The organism is Arthrobacter sp. CAN_A212 (assembly GCF_015752345.1).
Lineage (GTDB): Bacteria > Actinomycetota > Actinomycetes > Actinomycetales > Micrococcaceae > Arthrobacter_D.
The window spans coordinates 74,324-96,786 of record NZ_JADOUT010000006.1 but is presented as its reverse complement, the minus strand read 5'-3'; the positions used below and the strand labels follow the sequence as shown (position 1 = coordinate 96,786).

The 22,463-nt window shown below is 65.8% G+C and carries 27 protein-coding genes; 4 read left to right on the top strand and 23 right to left on the bottom strand.

Translation table 11 applies throughout. From position 1 onward, the window contains the following. Positions 1–71: 71 nt before the first annotated feature. The 21 genes from IWX64_RS07075 to IWX64_RS06980 all read right to left on the bottom strand — a co-directional run bounded on the left by IWX64_RS07075 (position 72) and on the right by IWX64_RS06980 (position 17,571). Positions 72–959 carry a hypothetical protein gene (locus IWX64_RS07075; RefSeq protein ID WP_196866445.1) on the bottom strand — a complete coding sequence of 296 codons (888 nt, stop codon included), beginning with the start codon at positions 957–959 and terminating at the stop codon, positions 72–74. 143 nt (positions 960–1,102) lie between these two features. Continuing rightward, positions 1,103–1,894 (bottom strand): OmpA/MotB family protein, encoded by a 792-nt coding sequence (locus IWX64_RS07070; protein WP_196866444.1) that lies wholly within the window; start codon positions 1,892–1,894, stop codon positions 1,103–1,105. Beyond that, on the bottom strand, positions 1,891–2,682 hold the full coding sequence (locus IWX64_RS07065) for a motility protein A (protein WP_196866443.1): 792 nt from the start codon (positions 2,680–2,682) through the stop codon (positions 1,891–1,893). Before IWX64_RS07065 ends, IWX64_RS07070 begins: the two co-directional genes overlap by 4 nt. Before the next feature lie 3 nt (positions 2,683–2,685). Further along, positions 2,686–2,943: a flagellar FlbD family protein gene (locus IWX64_RS07060; RefSeq protein ID WP_196866442.1), complete on the bottom strand. Its 258-nt coding sequence runs from the start codon at positions 2,941–2,943 to the stop codon at positions 2,686–2,688. Positions 2,944–3,066: 123 nt separating this feature from the next. After that, the gene (locus tag IWX64_RS07055; RefSeq protein WP_196866441.1) at positions 3,067–4,251 is read right to left on the bottom strand and encodes a flagellar hook protein FlgE; all 1,185 of its coding nucleotides are present in this window, start codon (positions 4,249–4,251) and stop codon (positions 3,067–3,069) included. A gap of 27 nt (positions 4,252–4,278) precedes the next feature. After that, complete coding sequence (locus IWX64_RS16990) at positions 4,279–4,707, bottom strand: flagellar hook assembly protein FlgD (protein WP_334683192.1); 429 nt, start codon at positions 4,705–4,707, stop codon at positions 4,279–4,281. A 58-nt stretch (positions 4,708–4,765) separates the two neighbouring features. After that, entirely contained in the window at positions 4,766–6,169 is a 1,404-nt protein-coding gene (locus IWX64_RS16985) for a flagellar hook-length control protein FliK (protein WP_334683191.1), read from the bottom strand. Further along, the gene (locus IWX64_RS07045) at positions 6,166–6,969 is read right to left on the bottom strand and encodes a C40 family peptidase (RefSeq protein WP_196866439.1); all 804 of its coding nucleotides are present in this window, start codon (positions 6,967–6,969) and stop codon (positions 6,166–6,168) included. The genes IWX64_RS16985 and IWX64_RS07045 overlap by 4 nt, the downstream gene beginning before the upstream one ends. Then, positions 6,966–7,397: a flagellar FliJ family protein gene (locus IWX64_RS07040; RefSeq protein WP_196866438.1), complete on the bottom strand. Its 432-nt coding sequence runs from the start codon at positions 7,395–7,397 to the stop codon at positions 6,966–6,968. Before IWX64_RS07040 ends, IWX64_RS07045 begins: the two co-directional genes overlap by 4 nt. Further along, on the bottom strand, positions 7,394–8,719 hold the full coding sequence (locus IWX64_RS07035; RefSeq protein ID WP_442859036.1) for a FliI/YscN family ATPase: 1,326 nt from the start codon (positions 8,717–8,719) through the stop codon (positions 7,394–7,396). The genes IWX64_RS07040 and IWX64_RS07035 overlap by 4 nt, the downstream gene beginning before the upstream one ends. Beyond that, the gene (locus IWX64_RS07030; protein WP_196866437.1) at positions 8,716–9,315 is read right to left on the bottom strand and encodes a FliH/SctL family protein; all 600 of its coding nucleotides are present in this window, start codon (positions 9,313–9,315) and stop codon (positions 8,716–8,718) included. The genes IWX64_RS07035 and IWX64_RS07030 overlap by 4 nt, the downstream gene beginning before the upstream one ends. Continuing rightward, entirely contained in the window at positions 9,305–10,345 is a 1,041-nt protein-coding gene (fliG, locus tag IWX64_RS07025) for a flagellar motor switch protein FliG (protein WP_196866436.1), read from the bottom strand. The genes IWX64_RS07030 and fliG overlap by 11 nt, the downstream gene beginning before the upstream one ends. Further along, positions 10,342–11,967, bottom strand: coding sequence for a flagellar basal-body MS-ring/collar protein FliF (gene fliF, locus IWX64_RS07020; protein ID WP_196866435.1), 1,626 nt, complete (start codon positions 11,965–11,967; stop codon positions 10,342–10,344). Before fliF ends, fliG begins: the two co-directional genes overlap by 4 nt. Beyond that, positions 11,967–12,281, bottom strand: a complete 315-nt coding sequence (gene fliE / locus IWX64_RS07015; protein WP_196866434.1) for a flagellar hook-basal body complex protein FliE — start codon at positions 12,279–12,281, stop codon at positions 11,967–11,969. The genes fliF and fliE overlap by 1 nt, the downstream gene beginning before the upstream one ends. Beyond that, on the bottom strand, positions 12,281–12,673 hold the full coding sequence (locus tag IWX64_RS07010; protein ID WP_196866433.1) for a flagellar basal body rod protein FlgC: 393 nt from the start codon (positions 12,671–12,673) through the stop codon (positions 12,281–12,283). Before IWX64_RS07010 ends, fliE begins: the two co-directional genes overlap by 1 nt. After that, positions 12,673–13,014 carry a flagellar basal body rod protein FlgB gene (locus tag IWX64_RS07005; protein ID WP_196866477.1) on the bottom strand — a complete coding sequence of 114 codons (342 nt, stop codon included), beginning with the start codon at positions 13,012–13,014 and terminating at the stop codon, positions 12,673–12,675. Before IWX64_RS07005 ends, IWX64_RS07010 begins: the two co-directional genes overlap by 1 nt. A gap of 136 nt (positions 13,015–13,150) precedes the next feature. Next, complete coding sequence (locus tag IWX64_RS07000; RefSeq protein WP_196866432.1) at positions 13,151–13,459, bottom strand: hypothetical protein; 309 nt, start codon at positions 13,457–13,459, stop codon at positions 13,151–13,153. Continuing rightward, entirely contained in the window at positions 13,452–13,880 is a 429-nt protein-coding gene (gene fliS / locus IWX64_RS06995) for a flagellar export chaperone FliS (RefSeq protein ID WP_196866431.1), read from the bottom strand. The genes IWX64_RS07000 and fliS overlap by 8 nt, the downstream gene beginning before the upstream one ends. Next, positions 13,877–15,265 carry a flagellar filament capping protein FliD gene (fliD, locus tag IWX64_RS06990; RefSeq protein WP_196866430.1) on the bottom strand — a complete coding sequence of 463 codons (1,389 nt, stop codon included), beginning with the start codon at positions 15,263–15,265 and terminating at the stop codon, positions 13,877–13,879. The genes fliS and fliD overlap by 4 nt, the downstream gene beginning before the upstream one ends. 156 nt (positions 15,266–15,421) lie before the next feature. Then, positions 15,422–16,627, bottom strand: a complete 1,206-nt coding sequence (locus IWX64_RS06985) for a flagellin N-terminal helical domain-containing protein (protein ID WP_196866429.1) — start codon at positions 16,625–16,627, stop codon at positions 15,422–15,424. Positions 16,628–16,752: 125 nt separating this feature from the next. Then, on the bottom strand, positions 16,753–17,571 hold the full coding sequence (locus IWX64_RS06980) for a sigma-70 family RNA polymerase sigma factor (RefSeq protein WP_196866428.1): 819 nt from the start codon (positions 17,569–17,571) through the stop codon (positions 16,753–16,755). Positions 17,572–17,750: 179 nt separating this feature from the next. Between IWX64_RS06980 and IWX64_RS06975 the strand changes: the two genes are divergently transcribed. From IWX64_RS06975 to IWX64_RS06960, 4 genes are read left to right on the top strand one after another with little or no spacing between them, the layout of a single operon-like run. After that, positions 17,751–18,236, top strand: coding sequence for a flagellar protein FlgN (locus tag IWX64_RS06975; RefSeq protein WP_196866427.1), 486 nt, complete (start codon positions 17,751–17,753; stop codon positions 18,234–18,236). A 9-nt stretch (positions 18,237–18,245) separates the two neighbouring features. After that, a complete protein-coding gene (gene flgK / locus IWX64_RS06970; RefSeq protein WP_196866426.1) occupies positions 18,246–19,655 on the top strand; it encodes a flagellar hook-associated protein FlgK in 1,410 nt (469 codons plus the stop codon). A 3-nt stretch (positions 19,656–19,658) separates the two neighbouring features. After that, positions 19,659–20,534 carry a flagellar hook-associated protein FlgL gene (gene flgL, locus IWX64_RS06965; RefSeq protein ID WP_196866425.1) on the top strand — a complete coding sequence of 292 codons (876 nt, stop codon included), beginning with the start codon at positions 19,659–19,661 and terminating at the stop codon, positions 20,532–20,534. Next, a complete protein-coding gene (locus tag IWX64_RS06960) occupies positions 20,531–20,917 on the top strand; it encodes a flagellar assembly protein FliW (RefSeq protein ID WP_196866424.1) in 387 nt (128 codons plus the stop codon). The genes flgL and IWX64_RS06960 overlap by 4 nt, the downstream gene beginning before the upstream one ends. A gap of 106 nt (positions 20,918–21,023) precedes the next feature. Here the strand turns inward: IWX64_RS06960 and IWX64_RS06955 are convergent, their stop codons facing one another. Beyond that, positions 21,024–21,863 carry an aldo/keto reductase gene (locus IWX64_RS06955; protein ID WP_196866423.1) on the bottom strand — a complete coding sequence of 280 codons (840 nt, stop codon included), beginning with the start codon at positions 21,861–21,863 and terminating at the stop codon, positions 21,024–21,026. Between the two features lie 93 nt (positions 21,864–21,956). Continuing rightward, positions 21,957–22,409, bottom strand: coding sequence for a hypothetical protein (locus IWX64_RS06950; protein WP_196866422.1), 453 nt, complete (start codon positions 22,407–22,409; stop codon positions 21,957–21,959). Positions 22,410–22,463 lie beyond the last annotated feature (54 nt).

Here is a 22,463-nt window from a genome sequence, read left to right as displayed (position 1 = left end):
GATCCGCCGGTTGCACGCGGCGGACCTTGACCGCGGGGCCGTTTTTGGTCTCGGAGGGCCTGCCGATGGGCCTAGGACGTGGCCCGATTCTCGACGTCGGCGTCCCAGCTCAGGTCCGAACCCTCCCGAAGCCGCAGCGCCTCGATCCCGGGATCTGCGACCAGGTCGTTGATGAGTGAGTGGCTGCCGGCAATGACCGTTGAGTCGAAGTCGATCTCGGACACCACCACCCAGGCCCGGTCCTCTGGCCAGATAATGCTCGGCGATTGGGGAGACCAGGCGGCGTGGTGCCACGGCGCGAGGTTGGCCCAGGCCGGATCGGTGAAGGTCACCGGTGGGACAACAAAAAGGAAGTAGGAACGGTGTGGCAGGTCAAGCATCGGACCGTTCACCACATCGGTGGGGAGCAGCGCGGCCGATGGGTCCTGAGCGCTTGCGACGACGTCAGCCGGTTCATCGCCAAACGACTCAATGGTGAGAGCCGTGTAACCATCAGGGCTGGTCAGCCCGCCCCATCCCTCCCAGATGGCTGCAATCCCGGACCCGGGGGTGGTCGTGTGCCGACACAGCTGCACGGCGGTTGCGGCCAGGACCCCGATGTCGAGGTTCCCCTCCTCCGGTTCGGTGTACCGCCACCCGTCAGAGTCGAGAAATTCCTGACCATGCGCTTCGATGCTGCGGCCAAGCAGCCGGTGGAATTGGGCTAGTGGGTGCATCACCGTCCCGAAGGCTCGGGCCAATTCCGCCCACCGCACCTCCTCGGAGTCGAAATCGACGAACGAGTCCGCTGGGGAAAGGTGCCACGACTTCGTGTCGGTGGGTCGGTCCCGGGTGACCGGGTGGAAGATCCGCGCATAGGCTTGGAATCCCCGGGGCACCACCCCGTGCATGTCGCGCCAGGCGGGGTCGATCAGTTCTTCCAGCCATGCCCCATGACCGGGGGTGGTGATCGGTTCCATTGTGTCAGCGTAGCTCCAGCGTAAGTCTGTGCCCCAGCGCAGAAACGGCCCCTGCGGCAAGATCCGCCGGTTGCAAGCGGCGGACCTTGACCGCGGGGCCGTTTCTGGCTCCACGGGACCCCGGGTGGCGCCGCGGCAACGGCTCAGGTGCCGGCCGTGACCTCGGGGATCATCTCCCGGACGGCCTCGGACTCATCCGAGAGCACCACGATGTCGACCCGCCGGTTCAGCTTCAGCTCCTCCTCGGTGACACCCGGGGCGAGTGGACGGGATTCGCCGTAGCCCACAGCGGCAATGCTCGGTCCGGGGACTCCGCCCTTCTCGATAAGGTGCCGCAGCACGTTCACCGACCGTTCAGTGGACAGCTCCCAGTCGCGCGGGGCGAGGAATGTTTCGGGCAGCTTGGCGGTGTGACCCTCCACGGAGACACCACGGTCAATGCTGGCCAGCACCGGGCCAATCGAGTCGAGGACCTGGCCGGTCCGCTCGGTGAGTTCAGCCCGGTCCGGTAGGAAGAACGTCTCGGAGCTGATCAACCGGATGGTCAGGCCCCGCTCATCCAGTTCAAACCGCACCGATTCCTGCAGCTGGTCTTCCCGCAGACCCTCATCGATCCTGCGCTGGATCTCGCGCAGGTCGTCGACCTCCTGGGATGCCAGTTCGAGGTCGGAGAAGCCCTCCAGGTCCTGGTTGACCAGCTCTGCTGGGACGACTACCCCCTCGGCAGTGTCGATTGACCCAACCTCGACCTGCCCGAAACCAGTGGCCAGTGAATTGCGCAGCTGCTCGTACTTTGCCTGGTCCACGGTGGACATGGCGAAGAGCACGATGAACAGACACATCAAGACGGTGACCATGTCGCCGTAGGAGACGGCCCAGCGTTCGTCGACGTGGAACTCTTCAGGCGGCTCGGCCTTCCTGCGGGGCCTGCTCATGCTGCTTTGTTCTCGGCCTTCTCTTTACTGCCCTTGGCCGCCTTGCCCGGGGGAACCATGGCGGTAAGGCGTTCAGTGAGCAGCATTGGCTGAGCACCTTCCTGGATGGCCATGATTCCTTCGAGCTGAAGGTTCATCTTGTCGACCTCCAGTTCGTTCAGGCGACCGATGCGGCTGCTGATCGGCAGCCAGATGAAGTTCGAAGACAGGAGGCCCCAGAGAGTTGCGACGAAAGCGGCCGCGATCATGTGGCCGAGTTCGTCCGGTTTGTTGAGGTTCTCCAGGACATGGGTCAGGGACACCACGGTGCCGACGATGCCGACTGTCGGGGCGTATCCGCCCAGGGCGGCGAAGAACTTCGAGTTGCCCCGGCCTGTCTTGTTCTTGGTGGCAATCTCGTCTTCCATCATGGTCCGGAGGTCATCTCCGTCGGTGCCGTCCGCGATGTTCTGCAGTGCCTTCTTCAGGAAGGGGTCCTTGGCCTCGTTGGCTTTTTGCTCCAGGGAGAGCAGACCTTCGGACCGGGCTGTCTCGGCGAAGCCAACCAGCTCCTGGACAGTCTCCTCAAGGTTGATCTTGCTGCCTTTGATGGCGGGGCCGACGGCTTTGAACGACGAGATGGTGTCCTTCATAGTGAACGAGGCCAGGCCGATCGCAATGGTGGCACCGAACACCAGGATCATGGGGGCCGGCAGCAGGACCGACTGGACGTGAGCGCCCTCCAGGAAGATCATCGCGTAGAGGGAGCCAAACGCGAGCAGAATGCCGATGATTGTTGCCGGATCCATGTGTTATTTTCCTGTTGGGTGAGCAGGGACGGCGGCGAGCTTGGCTACCGGCTGCGGGGGATCCGGCAGCTCCCTGGCCAGGCGTAGTACAGAGGCGCGGTACCCGCGGATGATCTCGATCAGGTCTTCGAGCGGCTCACGCACAATCACGAAGGACCCGTCCACCATGGATAAGGTGGTGTCCGGGTTGGCCTGGATCTTCTCGATCAGATCGGGGTTGATCGCGAACTGCGACCCATTCAGGTGCGTGACGACGATCATCGGCCGGTTCCTCAAGGTTTGGGGCCGTCACCGGCCGTTTGTATTACATATCGACGGCCCCGGCCCTTTCGTAAGGGTTCGGGGCCGTCGATAGTGCTATTTCAGCTCAGTGGGGGCGAAGAATTAGCGCTTGAGGTTGGACAGTTCCTGGAGCACCTCGTCCGAGGTGGTGATGATGCGGGCGTTGGCCTGGAACCCACGCTGGGCGACGATCAGGTTGGTGAATTCCTGGGAGAGGTCGACGTTGGACATTTCGAGCATCCCTCCGGCCACTGCTCCGAGGCCATCGGTGCCGGGGGCACCTACCGCTGGGTCACCGGAGTTCACGGTGGCGCGGTAGGAAGATCCGCCGGTCTTCTCCAGTCCGCCCGGGTTCACGAAGTTGGCAAGGGCAATCCGGCCGAGGGGCTCCCGACCTCCGTTGGTGAAGGAGCCGACCAGCGTGCCGTCGGGCGAGAGGCTGAACGATTCGAGGGTGCCAGCGGACCGGCCGTTCTGCTCCGCGAGGGAAATGGTCGACAGTTCAGCCACGCCCGTGACCGCTGCCAGGTCCACGGTGATGCCCCCGACCTGCAGCGCTCCCCCACCGGTCACATTGCCGTTGGCGTCAAAAGTCAGGGTGCCGTTTCCGGTCGCCGGGACCCCGGCTTCGCCCTCGTCCTGCCCGACGACGTTCCACGCGTCACCGTTCTTGGTGAAGGTGAGCGACAGGGTGCGTTCCTCGCCCGCCGCGTTGAAGACCGACACATCCTGGATAACCTCGGTGCCGTCGACGGCGTCGGAAGGAAGGTTGCCGGTGGCGCTCGCCGTCGTCGTCCGTACCGGAGCGGAAATGGCCTCGCGCGGCACGGTGATGTCACCGATGCCGCCTCCGGCAACCTGACCGTTGACCGCGCCCCAGCCCTGCACGATGGCCCCGTCAGGTGAGACCAACCGGCCGTTGGCGTCGAAGTCGAAGGAACCGGCACGGGTGTAGTTGGTTTCGCCACCGGACTGGGTGACGAAGAATCCCTCGCCGGCGACCATCATGTCGGTGGCCCGCCCGGTGGCCTGCGCCGATCCCTGGGCGAAGTTGGTGGAGATTCCAGCCACCTGCACTCCGAGGCCGATCTGCGCGGGGTTGGTGCCGCCCACAGCCTGCTGGGGTCCGCCGGCGCCCTGGGTGAGCTGCGAGAGGGTGTCCTGGAACTGGGCGGAGGACGCCTTGAACCCGGTGGTGTTGACGTTGGCGATGTTGTTGCCGGTGACATCGAGCATGGTCTGGTGGGAGCGGAGGCCGGAGATTCCGGAGTAGAGCGAACGCAGCATGAGAGGGCCTTTCGAGGGGAGGGTGGGTCAGAAGGTTGCGGTTGCCGGGGTGACAACCCCGGAAATCTGGTCGAGCGGGATGGACGCGGTCCCAATCGTGACGGTCGGCACCGGGCCAGCGAAGGAAACGGCGCTGGCCAGCCCGGAGACGGTCGCACCAGCGTCGTCGGTGTAGTTGACCTCTTTGCCGATCAGCGTAGCGGCGGACGTGCGCATCTCCAGAAAGAAGTTCTCCTCGATGGTGCCGGTCATTTCGGTGATTTTCTCCATCATGGCCAGCTGGGTGGTCTGGGAGATCATCTGGTTGGTGTCCATGGGCGAACTGGGGTCCTGGTTTTGCAGCTGGCTGACCAGGAGCGACATGAAGACCTCGCTGTCCATGGCCTGCTTGGGGGCACGCTGAACCTGGTCACCCTGGAAGGAGGGGAGTGCGGCTTCGACCGCTTCAATTGGCACGGGGTGGGTCCTTTGGTTGGCGGAGCGGGTATCTGAAGGTCTTAGTGCGGGCGGGTGTCTAGGCGAGCAGGTCCAGGGTCGAACGGTTCCAGGGCGTTCCGCCGGGGGGACCGGCTTCCCCGGACTCGGGGTCGCCGGTGGGGCTACCAGCCGGGAGCGGGGGCTCCCGGGTGCGATCCGGTCTGCCGTGGTCCTGTCTGGCGGGCCCCTGGCCGTCCGCGTGACCGCGGGCAGAATCCCCGCCCCCTGGCTGATCCTTGGTGGAGACATCCAGGCTGGCGTGCAGACCGGGGGTGGCAAGGTCGCGGCGCAGATCCGGCAGCATTCCGCGGAGTGCGTCCCGTGCGGCTTCAGTGGGGGCGAACAGCTCAACGCGCATGCCCTCGGCGGTGACCACAGCCCGGACAGTGACCGGCCCCAACTCATCCGGTGCCACCCGAACGGTGATCAGGTGCTCCCCCTTGGATGCGTTGGCCAGGCTGAACACTGGCTTGTACAGCTGGGTAGCCAGCGGGACCGGAGGCGGTGGTGCGGGTGGGGCAGAGGCCGCCGGAACCGGAACCTGGAGCGCCGGGGAGTGCTGCGCCGGCAACTGCGCTGCGGGGACGGCGGGTTGCACAGTGGCTGACGGCTCGGCAGCCGGGGCTGACGAGGCGGTTGACCCAGGACTCAGCGCGGCCGGGACCGGTGGCACCCCCTGCAGACCAGCCCCCGGTACGCCCAGCGGGGCACCGGCCGGTCCTGGTGCGGCCGGTGCTGCAACAGCCGGTGGAACCGCACCCAGCGCATCAGCGCCGGGTGAGAGCTGGGTCTGGGACCCGGCCACCGGTGTGGGCTGGACTGACTGGGTTTGGGCTGGCTGGGTTTGGGCTGGCTGGATCTGGGTTGACTGGGTCGGGGACCCGGCCGCTGGCGTGTCTCCCGATCCTGTAGCCGCCGGCGCAGCCACTACTGGTGGCAGAAAGTGCGCCCCACCGGCGGGTGGCAGTGCCGTCGGCACATGCGCAGCCGACGCCTCAACCCGCGTACCCTGAGTCGCGCGGCTCAGGAAGGTGGCACGGTCCTCCGGCAGACCCTGGGCGAGGGTGGACCCGGTAGGGATGGTGCCGGTTTCCGCCTGGGTCGCCGGGTCAGCCGCGTGCAGGGTGGCTCCCGGACCTAGGGCGGGCATGCCGACGGGCGTGGGGGCAGGCGAGGATCCAGGGGCTGACCCCGGCAGGGCTGCAAAGGCCGCCCCCGCAGCTTCTCCCGCTGCGGCCCCTGTCGCCGACGGATCGACGGGAAGAGACGGGCCGGGGGTGGCACGCGATCCTGCCCCGGATCGCACGGTTGGCGGGTCCAGCAGCTCGCGGGCCAGTGTGAGCGCGGGACCAAAGGCTGCCCCGCCGTCGGACGCTGACTTGGCCGTCGTCGACGGCGCACCCTTGGGCGCCGGACCGCCGACGGTGGCGAGCGCACTCACCCGGACCGCCCCGACACGAAGGCGGCCTGGGCCGCAGCGACCAGGTCCGCGAGCGCGGCACTGTTGGCGGCGGCACCGTCAGCGGGGGCCGGCGTTCCCGGCGCCGCGGAGTCCGTGGGCACGATCCGACGGATGGAGTCCAGGTTGCCGTCGTTTTCCCAGGCGTCGCGGACCGCGATGTTCTGGCCAGGTTGCGGTGCGTCAATGACCTTGTTGTTTCCGAGGTAGATGGACACGTGTCCCCCGTCCAGGCTGAACAGCAGGTCACCCGGCTGTGCTTCCGCGAGGGATGCCACCTCGGTGCCCATCTTCATCTGGTCCCAGGTCACGCGGGGCAGTTCGATGCCGAGGTCCCGGTACACCCGCTGCGTGAAGCCTGAGCAGTCCATACCGACGGCGGGGTCAGTGCCGCCCCAGACGTAGGGCACGCCAACGTACCGGTTGGCGGCGGCAACGACGTCGGAGCTGGTTGCCTCTCCGGTAGCCAATGGCGCGGCGGGCGCGACCGCTGCAATGCTGGCGGGGACGGGGGTGGCGGGGAGGGTGGTGGCGGGGACGGAGGAGGCGGGGACGGAGGAGGCGGGGACGGAGGAGGCCGGTGCGTTGCCGGCCGCCGCAGCCGCCAGGGCGTCCGCAAACGCACGGGTTGGCCCTTCCGACCCGGCGGATGCCGACGAGGACGACGACGTCGACGTGGTCGCCGGCGCGGAGGCGGTAGCGGGAGCCGTGACAGGTGTGGAAAGCCGGGTCAGGGTGGACTGGATCTGCTGGATCCGACCCACTGTGTCAACGAGTGTCATGTCTGGTTTCCCCTCAGGCGCCGGGCGTTGGCGGCAATTTCATCGAGCACCTGTTGCTCGGCTTTGAGATCCTCCGCCTGCACCGCGGCGGCGTGTTTTTCCTCGAGTTTCTCCAGGCTGATGGTCCGTGCCCGGGCAGCACCGAAGTTCGCCTGTGCACGTTCCAGGTCCATCCGGCTGCCTGTCTCGAGTGCTTCGAGCTCGTGCAGCATGCTGCGCGAGGACGCACGGGCAGCCGCGACAGCTGAGAGCGCCTGCGCGGAGTCGACCCGGCTGACCGACCGGTCGAGGGACGTCAGTGCTGTTCCCCGGTCCTTGGCGCGTGCCCGCACCGCCGCGTTCGCCGCGGCGAGCTGACCTTTCGCCTGGTCCTGGTGGATCCGGCGGAGCCGGAGCAGCCCGGCGAGCGGGAAGGTCCGGGCCATCATGGTGCCCCCAGCAATCGGACCAGCTTGTCGAGCTGCACCCAGGTCTGCTCGATGGGCGTCTGCTGGCTCATGGACTGTTGAAGGAAGGCGTTGATGGCGGTTTCGTGCTGGATGGCCGCATCGACCAGCGGATTGGAACCGGCCTGATAGGCGTCCACATCCAGCAGGTCCTGGACTGCCCGGCGTGCCGAGAGGACCTTTCGCAGGAACGCTGCGGCCCTGCTGTGTTCGGCGGTGTTGACCCGTGAGGCAACCCGGGAGATGGAAGCCAGCGCATCCACTGACGGGAAATGGCCGGCGACAGCGAGCTTCCGGTCCAGGACCACATGGCCGTCAAGGAAGGACCGGGCCGAGTCGGCGATCGGCTCGTTGTGGTCATCACCGTCCACCAGCACGGTGTACATGCCGGTCACCGAGCCGCGCTCGCCGGTGCCGGCGCGTTCCAGGAGTTGGGCAAGCAGGGAAAAGGTCGACGGCGGGTACCCGCGGGTAGCGGGGGGCTCCCCGACCGACAGTCCGATCTCCCGCTGGGCCATCGCGACGCGGGTGAGGGAGTCCATCATCAGCATCACGTCGGTACCCTCGTCCCGGAATGCCTCGGCGATCCGGGTGGCGACGAAGGCAGCGCGCAGTCGCATCAGCGCGGGTTCGTCGGAGGTGGAGACCACCACGATTGACCGTTTCAGGCCCTCCGGTCCGAGATCATCCTCCAGGAACTCCCTGACCTCGCGGCCTCGCTCCCCGACAAGTGCGATCACCGAGACGGCGGCGTCCGTTCCCCGGGCGATCATTGAGAGCAACGAGGACTTTCCGACGCCGCTGCCAGCGAACAGGCCCATGCGTTGGCCCTTGCCGACCGTGGTCAGGCTATCCATTACCCGCACGCCCAGCTGCAGCGGCTCGGTGATCCGGGTACGACTCATGGAGGAAGGTGTCGGATGGTCCAGGGGGACCATCCGGGCGGACTGCAGCGGGCCCAGGTTGTCGATCGGCCGGCCCAGACCGTCGAGGACCCGTCCCAGGAGCCCGGCGCCGGTGGGTACCAGCAGTGGTTTTCCGGCCGAGCTGACCGGGGTTCCAGCGTTCACCCCGACCAGCCGGCCCAGCGGCATGCAGTGCACAGACGTACGGGAGGCGGCCACCACTTCGGCGTCGACCCCGGGGTTCTCGCCGATGGTGACCAGGTCCCCGATCCCACAGTCCAGGCCTGCTACTTCGACGCCGAGTCCCACCACTGAGGAGACCATTCCCAGCCGGACCGGGCGAGCCGCTGACACGGCAGCCCTCAGACGATCGGCCGGCTCGGTGATGACGGCGCTCACGCGGGGTCCTGCAATGCCTGCCGGGCTCGTACCAGGGCGGTTCCGATCCGGGCGTCGAGGTAGCCGTCGGCCAGATCAACCATCGCGTCACCGGTCGCCAGCGTCGGGTCTGCCACCAGGGTGACGCCGGTGGAGGTTCGGGTCTGCTCGTCGAGACTGGCCCAGTCGGCTGGCGACAGCCGCACCCGTCGAACGTCGTCGGGGTCCACGTCTCGGAGCGCCCGCTTCAGCGCGAGCCGTGCGGGGTCGTCGGAGCGCAACTGGGCGCCGACGATCGCCTCGGCCAGGTCCAGGGCGGCCGCCTGCACCAACTGCTGGGAGGCGCCGTCGACCAGTACCACCCGTGCGGTGAGTGCTTGCGCGGCGGCCTCCAGGCTTCGCACTGCCTGATCGGTACGGGCCAGTTGGCGCTGTTGGAAGGCGACCAGCTCGGCCTCCTGGGCGGCCGCGGCCCGGCTCACCTCGGCCACGGCGGCACGCATTCCCGCGGCATACCCGGCCGCGTGGCCCTGGGCATGGCTGCGGTCCGCCTTGCCGTCCGTCGGCAGGGCGAGGGACGGGAAAGCGTGCGCGAACACGGGTGCGTCAGTAGACATACTCGTCCTCGTCGCGCTGGATGGTGATGGTGCCCTGCGCTTCCAGGTCGCGAATGGCCCGGACCACCAGGGCTCGCGCCTCCTCGACCAGTGAGATGCGCACCGGTCCCGCGGCCTTGATTTCGTCGTCCAGGATCTCGCGGTTTCGTTCGGACACGTTGCTGCGGATCATGTCGATGACCTGGGTGGAGGCGCCCTTCATGGCGCAGGCGAGGACTGCTGAGTCCAGGCCGCGCAGCACCTGCTGCACGTCCTTCCGGTCGAGGTTCACGATATCCGCGAAGGTGAGCATCCGTGCACGGACCTCATCGGCTAGCTCCGGATCCCGGTCGTCGAGCCCGGCTAGAAGGGCACGCTCGGTGGAGACATCGGCCCGGTTGATGATGTCAACGAGGGGCTGGATCCCGCCGATCACCGCGATGGCCTGGTGGGGGGCGCCAATCGAGCCGGAGCGTATCTTGAGGGTGTCGGCAACCACTCCCACCGCTTCGGGGGTGGCAGTGCCCATCGTGGCGATGCACTGCGCGACGTCGGTCCGCAGCGGATCGTCGAGGACCGACACCACCGCCGAGGCGTGTTCCGGGCGCAGGTGTGCCAGGACCAGCGCCACCGTCTGCGGGAGTTCCCCGTCGAGCAGGGTCTGAATCTGCCGGGGGTCCACCGTGTCGAGGAACTCGAAGGCCTTTCCGGCCATCGAGGAGGCCAGCCGATCCATCACGCCAGCCGCCCTATCGGCCCCAAACGAAGCCTCGAGCAGGCCAGCGGCGACGTCGCGGCCACCGCGCGGCCGGCGTCGTCCGCTGGTGCTGAGTTCGTGGAATTCAGACAGTGCCTCATCGGCCACTGTTGCGTCGACCCGGCGCAACCGGACAATCTCGGAGACGATTTCCTCAGCTTCGCTGTCCGAGAACTGGCGGAGCACTATCGCAGCGTGATCCGGATCAAGCTGCATCAGCACCATGGCGGCCTTCTGCGTTCCGGTCAGTACCTCGGCTGAGGCGTGGGCGGGGGTGGCGACGAGCTCGCTCATACTGGCTGCCTGTCATCCATGAGGCTCCGCAGGTGTTCGGCGATCTTCGCCGGATCCCTGGCGGCCATGGCCTCGATGTCGGCTCGTTTCCGGCTCATCGCGTCGTCGTGGCGCAACTCGGCGATGGCGCCCAGGTCAATGGACGTGGTCTCGGGGGCGGGTTCCACCATCCGGGTGGGACCCAGATCGGCGATCGCCGGTGCCACCGGTCCTCCGATGGCCGGGATGACCTCCTGGAGTTCACCCAGGTCAATGGGTTCGCGCCGCTGCCGGCGGGACTTCCGTGCGTACACCACGAGGGCGATGATGATGGCCAACAGCATCAGGGCCGCAATAGTGCCGATCTGCATCATCAACTGCGCCCGCGCCTCTGCCGCCGCAGCTTCATCAGCCGCTGCGAGCGCTTCCGCGGCCTCGGCAGCACCAGCGTTGTTGAACGGCAGCACTTCGACGGTGACCAGGTCGCCCCGGTCCTCGTTGATCCCTGCCGCAGCGGTGACCAGACCGGTCAGACCGGCCAGATCGAGAGCGCCGGCAGCCTCCTCGTCAAGGGCCACTGAGACGGTCTGGCGGTTGATGGCGCCAGCCGGAATGGTAGTGGATTCGGTGATCTTGTTGACCGCGTTGTTGCGGGTGGTGGTCTCCGAATTGAAATTGCCGTCGCCCCCGGCGTCGTCGGGACCGGCAATGTTGTCGGGCCCAAGCACTCCTGCGGCGCCTCCACCCGCACCTTCGTACTCTTCGGTGGTGGTTGATTCGTTGAGGGCGGGGCCGCCGTCGGGCGTGGTGAAGGATTCCTCCACCCGTTCCGCGAACTCGGTGTTCATGTCGGCGGCCACCACCACCGACGCGTTACCCGGGCCGACCACCCGGTCGAGCATGCTCTGCACCGAGGCCCGGACGGTCTCCTCGTAGTCGGAGGACTGCTGGTTGACGCTGCCCGTGGCTCCGACACCCACGGCGGAGAGCACATTGCCATCGGCGTCGATTACTGCGACGTTTTCGGGAAGCATTCCGTCAATGGAGGCCGAGGTGAGGTGGGCGACCGCCTGGACCTGCTCGGAGGACAGCGAAACTCCACTGTCCGTCTCGATGAACACGGACGCGGTGGGGGTGCCCGCCTCGGAAACGAAAACCGACTCCTCGGGGATGGCCAGCCGGACCGAGGCGTTCTTCACGCCACTCAGTGCGGAAACGGTGGCCGCGAGCTCGCCCTCGAGGGCACGCTTGTAGGTCACTGACTCCTGGAACTCGGAGGAGGTGACCCCCATGTCGTCGAGGAGTGAATAGCCGGCGGTGGACGACGACGGCAGCCCGGCCGCCGCTGCCTTCAGCCGCTGGTCGTACACGCTCTCCTCGGGGACCAGAATGGTCCCCCCGCCTGCGGAGATCTCGTACGGGATGTTGTCGGTGCGCAGCTGCTCGACAATGATCGACGCGTCCTCCCCGTTCAGGCCGGAGAAGAGTGGCGTGTAGCTGGGCTTCATGGACCACGTGACGAGTGCCGCGATGCCGAGGGCGAGGACCGCCACACCAATGATCGCGATGGTGCGCTGGGCGATGGTGAACGCTTTCACCGCATCACCCAGGCGGGTAATGACTGAACTGAATGACTGGGGCATCAGGCCTGCATCCTCATGATCTCGTTGAAGGCGTCGACGCCCTTGTTGCGGACCGCCGCGACGAGTTCAAGCGTCACCTGGGCTCGGGTGGATGCGAGGGTCGCATTGTGGATGTCGCTCAGATCACCGGTGACGGCCTGGACGGCGAGGGCGCTCGACGTCGACTGGAGGGACTGGAGGTTCTCCACCGCGCCAGTGAGCGCGGTGGTGAATCCGGCGCCCTGGCCGGATGCGACCGCCTGGGTCTGGGGCAGGTAGCCGGTGCCGGTGACCTGCTGGACGGAGCCCACTGAGGGAAGGGCGGAAATGGGCATCAGGAGCGTCCGATCTGGAGGGCAGCTTCGTAGGTGGCCTTGGCACGGTCGACGACGGCGGCATTCGCCTGGTAGCCGCGCTGGGCGAGGATGAGGTGCCCCATCTGGGCCCCCATGTCAATGTCCGGATACCTGACGTTGCCGTCGGCGTCGGCGAGGGGGTGGTTCGGTTCGTGGACCACCCGGCCTTCGGCGTCACCGAACTGTGCCCCCGCCACATACACGCCGCTGACCCCCTGGCCTTCCTGGGCGGTGACATAGCGCTGCTGGAAGGCGGCACCGTCGGTAGCGGTCACGGTGTTGGCGTTGGCCATGTTGTCGGCGACGGTATCCAGCCATTTACGGTGCACGGTGAGACCAGTGCCGGCGATTCCGATGGCGTCGAAGGTCATCAGTTGCTCCTCATCGCGGTGCGCACGCTGGTGAACTGGCCCTCGACGGCGCGGGCAGCGAACTGGTACCTGAGAACGGTGTCGATGTTGGACAGCGTTTCGGTATCCAGATTGACGTTGCTGCCGTTCAGGCGGGTGGGTTCGAGGGACCGGTCGGTGGAGCTGATGACGCGCCCGTCTCCATTAGCCACTGATCGCTGCAACGCATCCTCGAAGCTCACCCGCTGGGCGTGGTAGCCGGGGGTGTTGACGTTGGCGATGTTGTTGGCGGTCACGCGCTGTCGCAGCGACAGCCCATCCAAAGCGCTGCCCAGTGCAACCGAGGTCACGGAATCGAACACGGCGGAAACCCTCTTCATACTGCTGAGGTGAATGCGGCCGGTCCATGGCCTGTGAGGTGAGCGATCCATGCTCACTGCCCACTATCGGCAGGACAAATCCGGTTGGTTAGGGGAACGGGGTTAAAGTTTTCCCGGGTCAGCCGGCAACGTCGAGGTAGACGGCACCGGGCCGCGCGGTGGACGCGTTCACGGCGCCCAGCAGGGCGTGGTGTTGCCGGTTGTCGCGGACCGCGGATCTCAGTTGGCCGGCAATGCTGCGTTGTGCCGCCTGGATGTGCAGGGCCCGCTCGACGAGGTCCGACGGGAGAGGCCCCGGGTCCGCTGGCGGGTGCCACCCGGGTGAGGCGTCAACGACGTCGTCGTGCTGGGCGTTCGCCGCCGTGGCGATCCCCCGCTCCAGCGTGTCAAGGACAGCCACCCACTGGCCGTGGGTGAGGTCAGGCAAAGCCGAGTGTTCCCGTCCCGGCGGCCGGTGCGGGCACCGGCAACTGCGCCGCGGCCTCGTGCCAGGCCTGCCGGACCGGCTCCAGCAGCGTGATGCACTCCCGGGTCCGGGAAACATTGCGGCTGATATTCGCTTCAACGAGGGTGGTCATGACGTAGGAATACAGGGACTTCAGCCCGTGGGCCCCGTCCCATTTACCGGTGTCGAGGGAAAGGTTGAGCTCGGTAATGATCGCCTGCGCGTGGATCAGGTTCTCCGACGCGACCGACCAGTCCTGCTCCAGTTGGGCCGTTTCGGTCCGGGCCAGGTCCAGCATGAGGCGGTCATAGAGCATGGTCAGGAGCCGGGCGGGCGACGCCGACAGGACGGCGTCCCGGTTGTAGGCTGCCCGTTGCGCCGAAGCACTGGTTAGGGTAATCACTTTCTCGAGCTCTCCATCCGTGGCAGGTTTGCAAGTTGTGAGGTCAGCCAGTCGCCCTGTGACTGCAACTGGGATAGCTGTACCTCAAGGTTGGTGTAGGTGCGTTCGAGGGTTGACCGTCGGGTCTCCAGCCGGCGGTCCCATTCAGCGACCTGGGTGTTCAGTTCCTTGACCTCGGACTGCTGGCCCTGGATCCGCAGGGTGATGGCGCCGTCGAACTTGTCCGAGGTTTCCTTCGCGACACCGGCCACCCGCGACGAAATCTCCGACAGCATGCGCTGTACCGCCGCAGGATTCTCGGCCAGTGCCTTCCCAAACTTGTCGGCGTCGAACTCGACGCTTCCACTGCGGGTCAGGGTGATGCCGAACTCCGACGGTGACCGTCCGTCAACAGGCGCGGTCGCCGCCGACAGGATTCGCGCGGAGATACCGCGGACCCCGCTGTCACCGGTAAACAGGCCCGCCCGGGCCACCGAACTGCCGGTGGCTTCGGAGGTGGTCACCGACGAGTTGGTGGCGATATAGCCCAGCACTCCCGCCAGCGAATCCACCAGGTCCTTGGCGGTTTTGGTGGTAGCCGCCTGGTCCCTGCCAACCGTGATGGTGACCGGGTCAGTCGAGACCTTGGCCGCCGTCACGTCCACGCCCGGCAGGAGGTTGCTGAACGTGTTCGACGACGACGTCACGGCCTGCGCCGCAGCCGTCCCCGCCCAGAGGGTGACCTGTGCGTCCTGTGCCGCCCTGACCTCTGCCGCGCCAGTCTCGGTGAGCAGATTAGTGGCGGTGCCCGCTGCGGTGTCGGCGGCTGTGCCCCGGTGCGCTGTGAACGCGCCGCTGGCGCCGGCGGTGGCCGAGGAAAGCTGGAGCCGGTACTGCGGCTCGTTGTCGGCGTTTACCCCTGACGCGACTTTCAGGGCGGTAACCCCCGACTCCGAGGAGTTAATGGCAGCGACCATGGCGTCCAACGAACTGGTGGCAGCGGTGATCTCCGTGGCCGTGCCGTCTGCGCCGGTGACAGTGATGACCGGTGGGGAATCCGGCCAGGCTGTCATCGCCGCGGTGACGGAGACCTGGTTCTGCGCGAGCCGGTCCACCGTGATGTCCATGGATCCGGCACTCGCCGCGCTGCCCGCCGTCGTCGTGACGTCCGTGGAGCTGCTGGTGGCTTTGAAAACGTTGAATGCTGCGGGAAGGGCCGCCTTCTCCGCGGCGGAGCCAAGTGTTGCCACCCGGGTGTTCAGCTGCTGCAGGGCTGTGACCAGCGTCTGCGACTCGCTGACCTTGTTCTTCAGGAGAACCTGGGGCCGGGCCTCCAGCTGCATGAGCTGGTTGATCAGGGTGGTGGTGTCCAGGCCGCTGGCGAGGCCGTCAATGCCAAGTGCCATGGTCTAGTCCTCCCTTGGACGTGCAGTGGGTGATGGTTTCTGTGGTCTCTGCGTGGTGATTCGGGCGTAGGCAAAGGAATGCGGGGCGGTGGGAGGGTGTGAGGTCCAAGTCGTTCCCTCTCACCGCCGCGCACCTTTAGCCTTTAGCGCTGCGGACTAGCCGAGCAGCTGCAGGACACCCTGGTTCATCTGGTTGGCCTGGGCCAGCATCGCGGTACCGGCCTGGGAGAGGATGCTGGACCGGGTGTAGTCGGCCATTTCCTTCGCCATGTCGGTGTCGCGGATGCGGGACTCGGCCGCAGAGAGGTTTTCGATCGAGACGTTGACGTTCTTGATCGTGGATTCGAAACGGTTCTGCACGGCACCCAGTTCGGAGCGGGCCGAGGAGATGCTCTTGATCTGTGCGTCGATCAGGTTGATGGAAGCCTGGGCGTTTTCAGCGGTGTCGAACCTGACGCCTCCCGGTACCGGCGCGCCTTCGGTGCCGACGTCAATACCGGCACCTGCGCTTGCTCCGTCAACCAGACCGCCGTCCTTAGCCGTTACGCTAATACCGATTCCCGCACCGTTCGCGTCCTTATCAACCGCTACATTGAAGTTCTTTGAGAAGTCCGCATCTGACCGCAGAGCCGATGCGTAGTCCTCAATACTGTCAAAAGGTGCCGCAACTACAGCGCCGTCTGGGTCCTTTGCGCGAAGATCACCAGTCGTGACGGTTGTCGACACCCCATCCTTGACTGTTGTGAACTCAGCCGTGATGGCAGTAGCCCCATCTCCGAGGCCAGCTGGGGAAGCGATACCAAAGGTGGTGCCGGTGGTCGAGAGATCGCCACCGGAAAGCATGCTTGACACTGATTTCACGTTCGCCCCAGACAGGCTCACAGCAATCTGACTGTTCGCATCACCCTCCGCTCCAACCTGGAAGCTCATCGACGTAATGTCTCCGTTGAGAAGCTTGTTGCCGTTGAAGTTGGTGTTCTCAGCGATACGGCCAAGCTCGGCGGTCAGACCGTCGACCTCGGTTTTGATTGCCTTACGAGACTCTACGTTGTTCGAGTCGTTGCCGGCCTGAACAGCCAGGTCACGCATCCGCTGCAGGATCGAGTGGACCTCGGTCAGCGCACCTTCAGCGGTCTGAACCACGCCGATGCCGTCCTGAGCGTTGCGGGAAGCAACGGTCAGGCCGCCCACCTGCGACTTCAGGCCTTCAGCGAGAGCCAACCCGGCGGCGTCGTCCGCTGCCCGGTTGATGCGCAGGCCGCTGGACAGCTTCTCCAGCGACTTGGACATGTCATTCTGAGTCATCGACAGGTTGCGGTAAGCATTCATTGCCGAGACGTTGGTGTTGATCTGAAAACCCATGATGTATTCCTCCGTGAGTGGGTATAAAGCGCCGGCCCATCCATGGGCTGGCAACCTTAGCTATCGGAAGAAGTGATCGGGTCGTTAGCGAAAACTTTGAGAAAAGTTGAAGATTTCCTGAGTTCCTAGGAAGCGGCGGAATTCGCTACTGCTGTCAGGTGCGGCGCACGGGTAATCCCGCCGGCCGTATGGTCCGCGAGCGTTGCCAGATAAGCGGTCCGACGGTTGGGTGAGATCCGCGATCGGGGTATGTGGCGTACGGCGGGCTCGTCTGAGTAGTGGGTACCCAATCCGTCCTGCAAGAGCCGCACCGCCTCGGAGCGCTGCTGAGAGACTGCCGAATGGGTGGAGCCCAGTTCCTCGGCAATTTCCTTCACTGAGCGATCCTCGAAGTAGATCTGCTCAATCACCCAGCGCATCCGTTCCGGCAGGGAAGCCACCGCTGCCCGCAGGTAGACCAGGCGCTCGGACGCCAGCAGGGTAGCCTCCGGTGAGGAACTGTTGGCGACCAGCAGGTCAACCATCGTGTCGTCCAGGGCAGATACGGTGCGTGAGGCGTCGCTCAGCGCGGCGTCGGCGACGCTGCGTTCCACTCCGAGGACGGACGCAATTTCGTCCACGGTGGGAGTCCGCGCGAGGGACGCGGTCAGCGTCTCCTGCACCGCGAGGGTCTCTTTCATCCGACGGCGTGCCGACCGCGGCGCCCAGTCGATCGAGCGCAGCTCGTCGGCGAAGGCACCGGTGATCCGGCGTCGCGCGTAGGCGCCAAAAGGCACACCCAGTGACGGATCAAAGGATTCCGCTGAGGTGATCAGGGCAATAGCTCCGACCGATGCCAAATCGTCCCTGGATAGGTGAGTTGCTTTAGCACACAACTCCGAAACGAGATAGCCTACAAGTGGTAAATTGTCGACGACAATCTTATTTCGGTCAGACCGATTCATGGCGAGTTCCCCAACTCTTGACGTGCGAGAGTCGCCAGCGCGCTTTGACTGGGGCAATGAAACCTGTTACCCGCGCGCTGACGGTTACAGATGAAAGATACCACTAACATTGCGTTTGGCAATGCCGATAGTTAACAGCGACCACGCTGGACGCGTGATTCGGATGGAAAGGCGGCAGTGTGGGAGCTCACGAATTGTCCGCACTGCTCTGGCAAGAACGCGAATTGCTGGAGTTGTTGGTCTTTAAGTTGGAAGAAGAACAATTACTTCTGACAACTGGTAAGACCCGGTGGCTGCAGCACGCTACCCGCGAAGTCGAGTCGGTACTGGAACGTCTCCGCGCAGCGGGCCTGGCCCGAACCGTCGAGGTGGCTTCGCTTGCCGGTGAGTGGGGAACCAAGCCGGAGGCGACTCTCCGCGAACTCGCCGCCCAGGCACCCGACGGGCCCTGGGGCGACATCTTTACCTCCCACCTCACGGCAATGACCGAGCTGACCGTCGAAATTCGTACCTTGCGCGACGCCAACCAGCAGTTCCTGCGAGCCGCAGCACGATCCACCCAGGAGACGCTGTCCAGACTCAACCCGGACGCCGGACTCTACGACTCACGTGGCAGCTCCAATACGCCGTCCGATAACGCCCACCTCTTCGACAAGGACCTGTGAGGCAGCCCGATGAGCACCTTTAGCGGCCTGAACACCGCCTTCACCGGCCTGACCGCCGCACGCCGCGGCCTCGACGTGGTCGGCCAGAACATTTCCAACGCCAACACCGACGGGTACACCCGCCAGCGCATTGCGACCAGTTCGGTCGGAGCGCCGGCCGCTGGGCTGTTCTCGACCGGTGTCCGTGCCGGCCAGGGAGTGGTGGTGAACGGCATCGCGCGGCTCGGTGACGCCCATCTTGATGCGCAGGTGCGCGTCGCTGTCGCCGGATCCGGATTCTCGTCGGTGCAGGCTGCAACGCTCTCCACCCTTGAGGGATCACTGCTGGAGCCAGGGGACAACGGTCTCTCTGCCCGGTTGCAGGGCTTCTGGTCCGCCTGGCAGGGTCTGTCCAACGACGCCGGAGCCGGAGCCCCGACAGCTGTTCTGCTGCACGAAGCGTCCGCACTGGCGTCCCGACTGGGCCAGGGTTATCAGGCTGTCGAGCGGCAGTGGTCACAGCTGCGGCAGGACGCCACCACCCTGGTCGCCGAAGTGAATACAGCTGCTACCCAGGTCGCTGAGCTGAACAACCAGGTGCGGAAGGTCCTCGCATCGGGTGGCTCCGCCAACGAGCTCATCGACCAGCGCAACACCCTCGTCGCCGGCATTTCGGCGCTCACCGGGGCCAGCATGCGCCAGCAAGGTGACGGCACCGTCGATGTCCTGATCAGCGGCAACCCGTTGGTCTCCGGGGACACCGTGAGGACCCTGGCGGTGTCCGGTCCAGCCCGGCTGGACCTGGCGAGCCCCGACACGGTGCGGGTGGAATTCAGCCACCGGCCCGGCTCCCCCGCGGGCCTCGACGGTGGAGAGATTGCCGGCGCCCTTACCGCCCTGGCTCCCGCCGGCAGCGGCGGCGCTCTCGCCGAGGCGGCCACCTTCTACAACGACTTTGCCGCAGACCTGGCAGCCAAGGTGAACGCGGTCCATTCCCAGGGTGCCACCGTGGACGGTACCACGGGTCTGGACTTCTTCAGGGTGACCGGAGATCCAGCGGCGCTGAACCTCACAGTGGTTCCAGTGGACTCCTCCGGCGTTGCCGCAGGGACGCCGGGCGCCGGGGGGCTCAACGGCGCGAACGCCGACGCGATCTCCCAGCTGGGTGCTGGTGCCGAAGCTCCCGACGCCGTCTGGGCCGGGTTCGTGACGCAGCTCGGCGTGGAGACCAAAGCGGCGCTGCAGACGTCGGTGCTCGCCGATCTGGCGTCGTCGTCGTCCATTGGCCGCCAACAGGCCAACGCATCCGTGGATATGGATGAGGAAAACCTGAGCCTCCTCGCCTACCAGCATGCCTACCAGGGTGCGGCACGGGTCATCACGGCGATTGACGAAATGCTCGATACCCTGATCAACCGCACCGGCGTAGTGGGAAGGTAACCAATGATCAACCGTGTCACCAACCAGACCATGATGCAGACTGCCCAGCGCAACCTGCAGACCAACCTCGCCCGGATGGCCGAGCTACAGGACAAGGCCTCGGGGCAGAAGTCCTTTACCCGCGCCTCGGACAACCCTGCCGCGGCAGCCGAGTCCCTCCGGGTACGCGCGGAGCTTCGCGCCGTCGACCAGTACGGCAGGAACATTGCCGACGGTGACGGCTGGCTCACCGCCGTCGATGCCTCCCTGACAGCCGCAAGTGCCAGCCTGAACAAGGTCCGCGACCTCACCGTGCAGGGGTCCAACGGATCGCTGTCGGCCTCAGGCCGGGAGGCACTCGCCATTGAGGTCTCCGCTCTGAGGGATCAACTGCTGGCACAGGCCAACACCAAGCATCAGGGGCGGACAATTTTCGCGGGTAACTCCGATGCCGGGGTGGCCTTCACCGACAATCTGAACCACACGGGTGGAAGTGCGGTAGAGCGCCGGATCGACGCCAGCGTGACGGTGCGCGTGGATGCGGATGGTGCAGCAATCTTCGGCACCGGTGGCGCCTCGGTGTTCAAGCTGCTCGATACGATTGAAGCTGATCTGCGGTCGGGAGCCGAGGTATCCCGTCATCTGGGGGCACTGGACACCCGACTCACGGCGATCCGCTCCCATCAGGCCGAAGCGGGTACCCGCCACGCCCAGATCCTGCGCTCCCAGGAGGTCAATGTGGAAAAGTCAGTGTCCCTTGGGGCGCAACGCGCCCGGGTGGAGGATGTTGACCTGGCAGCAGTCATCCTGGAGATGAAGCTGCAGGAGGTCACCTACCAGTCGGCGCTTGCTGTCACAGCCCGGGTCCTGCAGCCCACCCTGATGGATTTCCTGAGGTGAGTGCAGCACTGACCTTCACTTCACCGCCGCCCGGGTTGGACCCGCTGGTGGATTTCTCGCTGGACAAGATCGACGGAGCGGACGGGCTGTACGCGTTGCAGGCGAACCATAACGCGTCGCTGAGGTTGTACGTGCTCGATACGGCCGTGTATCTGCCGGACTACCGTCCGGCGATCCCCGCCTCGCACACTGATGCCCTCAACCTGCAAGAAGAGCGGGAAGCGACATTCCTGGTGGTCGCGAACCCCGGCGACGGCGGCACCACCGTGAACCTGATGGCTCCGATCGTGGTCAACCCGGACACCGGGCGGTGCACCCAGGTGATTCTTGAGCGAGGCGGCTGGCCGGTCCGGGCCGAGTTGGCCGACTACGCCGGGCAGTAGCAGGCACCGCCCGCCCCCGGTGGTCGCGGCTGATCCGATGACTTAAGCAGAACAACCGGGTGGAGACTTTCCCACCCGGTTGTTCTGAGTACCGCCGTTGCTGTGATTAGGCGAAGTCGGCAGTTGCCGGGTCCGCGCCAATCCGGCCGTCAGCACCCTTGTCGAGTGCGGTGATGGCGTCGAGGTCGCCCGCGTCGAGCGTGACGTCCAGTGCGTCCCAGTTCTCGACGATCCGTGATTCGGTGACCGACTTCGGGATTACGACGTTGCCAAGCGCAAGGTGCCAGGCCAGAACAACCTGCGCCGGTGTGGCGTCATGCTTGGCAGCGATCTCCACCAGGGTGGGGTCCTCGAGGAGCCCCTTACCTGACCCCAGGGGCGACCAGGACTCGTGCAGGATGCCCTTGTCCTCGTGGAACGCCCGCAGCTCGGCCTGGTTGAAGAACGGGTGGGTTTCCACCTGGTTGATGACCGGGACCACGCCTGTTGCGTCGATGATCTCCTGCAGTGCCTCAACGGTGAAGTTCGAGACACCGATCGAGGTTACGCGGCCCTGCTTCTGCAGCTCGATGAGAGCTTTCCAGGTATCAAGGTACTTGCCCTGCTTGGGCTGCAGCCAGTGGATCAGGTACAGATCCAGCTTTTCCAGGCCGAGCTTCTCCATCGAGGTGTCGAAGGCCTTCAGGGTGCTTTCGTAGCCCTGGTCGGCGTTCCACAGCTTCGTGGTGATGAAGAGTTCGCTTCGGTCGAGGCCAGAATTGGCGATCGCCCGGCCTACACCTGCCTCGTTCTGGTAGGCGGCAGCCGTGTCGATGTGGCGATAGCCAGCCTTGAAGGCCCGCCCCACGACGTCTTCGGCGGTGTTGTCGTCAACCTGCCACACCCCGTAACCCAGCTGGGGGATGGTGACGCCGTTGTGGAAGGAAAGGTTCGGTGAGGTAGTCATGTATGCCTTTCGCGATGCGAATAAATACTGTGTGGTTAAGTGAACCGCCGCCCGCGCCCAAATATTTCGTCAGCCTACTTCTGATCCACGGGGCTAGCTGCTGGCCAACTGGCGCTCAGCATCGGCGATGTCTTCTTCCACCAGCTCGGCCCGGCGTCTGACGTTCTCCACGCCGGCTGACGCGAGCCCCCACCGTTCGCCGTCGAGCCGTGCCATGGCTGCCGCCTCCGCAGTGGTGGCCAGGGCGTTGCCGGCCCGCGACAATGCGCGGTGCACGGGCGTGAGGGCTCCGGGAATATCCAGCCCCTCGCTTGGGGAGGACGCCTGAGCGGTGACGCAGACCACCCGTACCCGCTCGAGCAGCGGTCCCAGGTCGTTGGCGAGCCGGGCGAGCTGGTTGTAGACGTCGTCGTCGGCCACCCCCTCCAGGATCTGGTGGTAACGGTCCAGGCCTCGCCGAAAACGGTCGTGCGCGCGACGCCAGACGCCGGTACCCAGTTCCGCGTCGTCCTTGCGTCCTTGACGGGCAGCAGTGAAAAATCCCATGGCCGCTTAGGCGTGCGAACGCTGGGCAGGTGGACATGCCGGTGCGACGGAAGG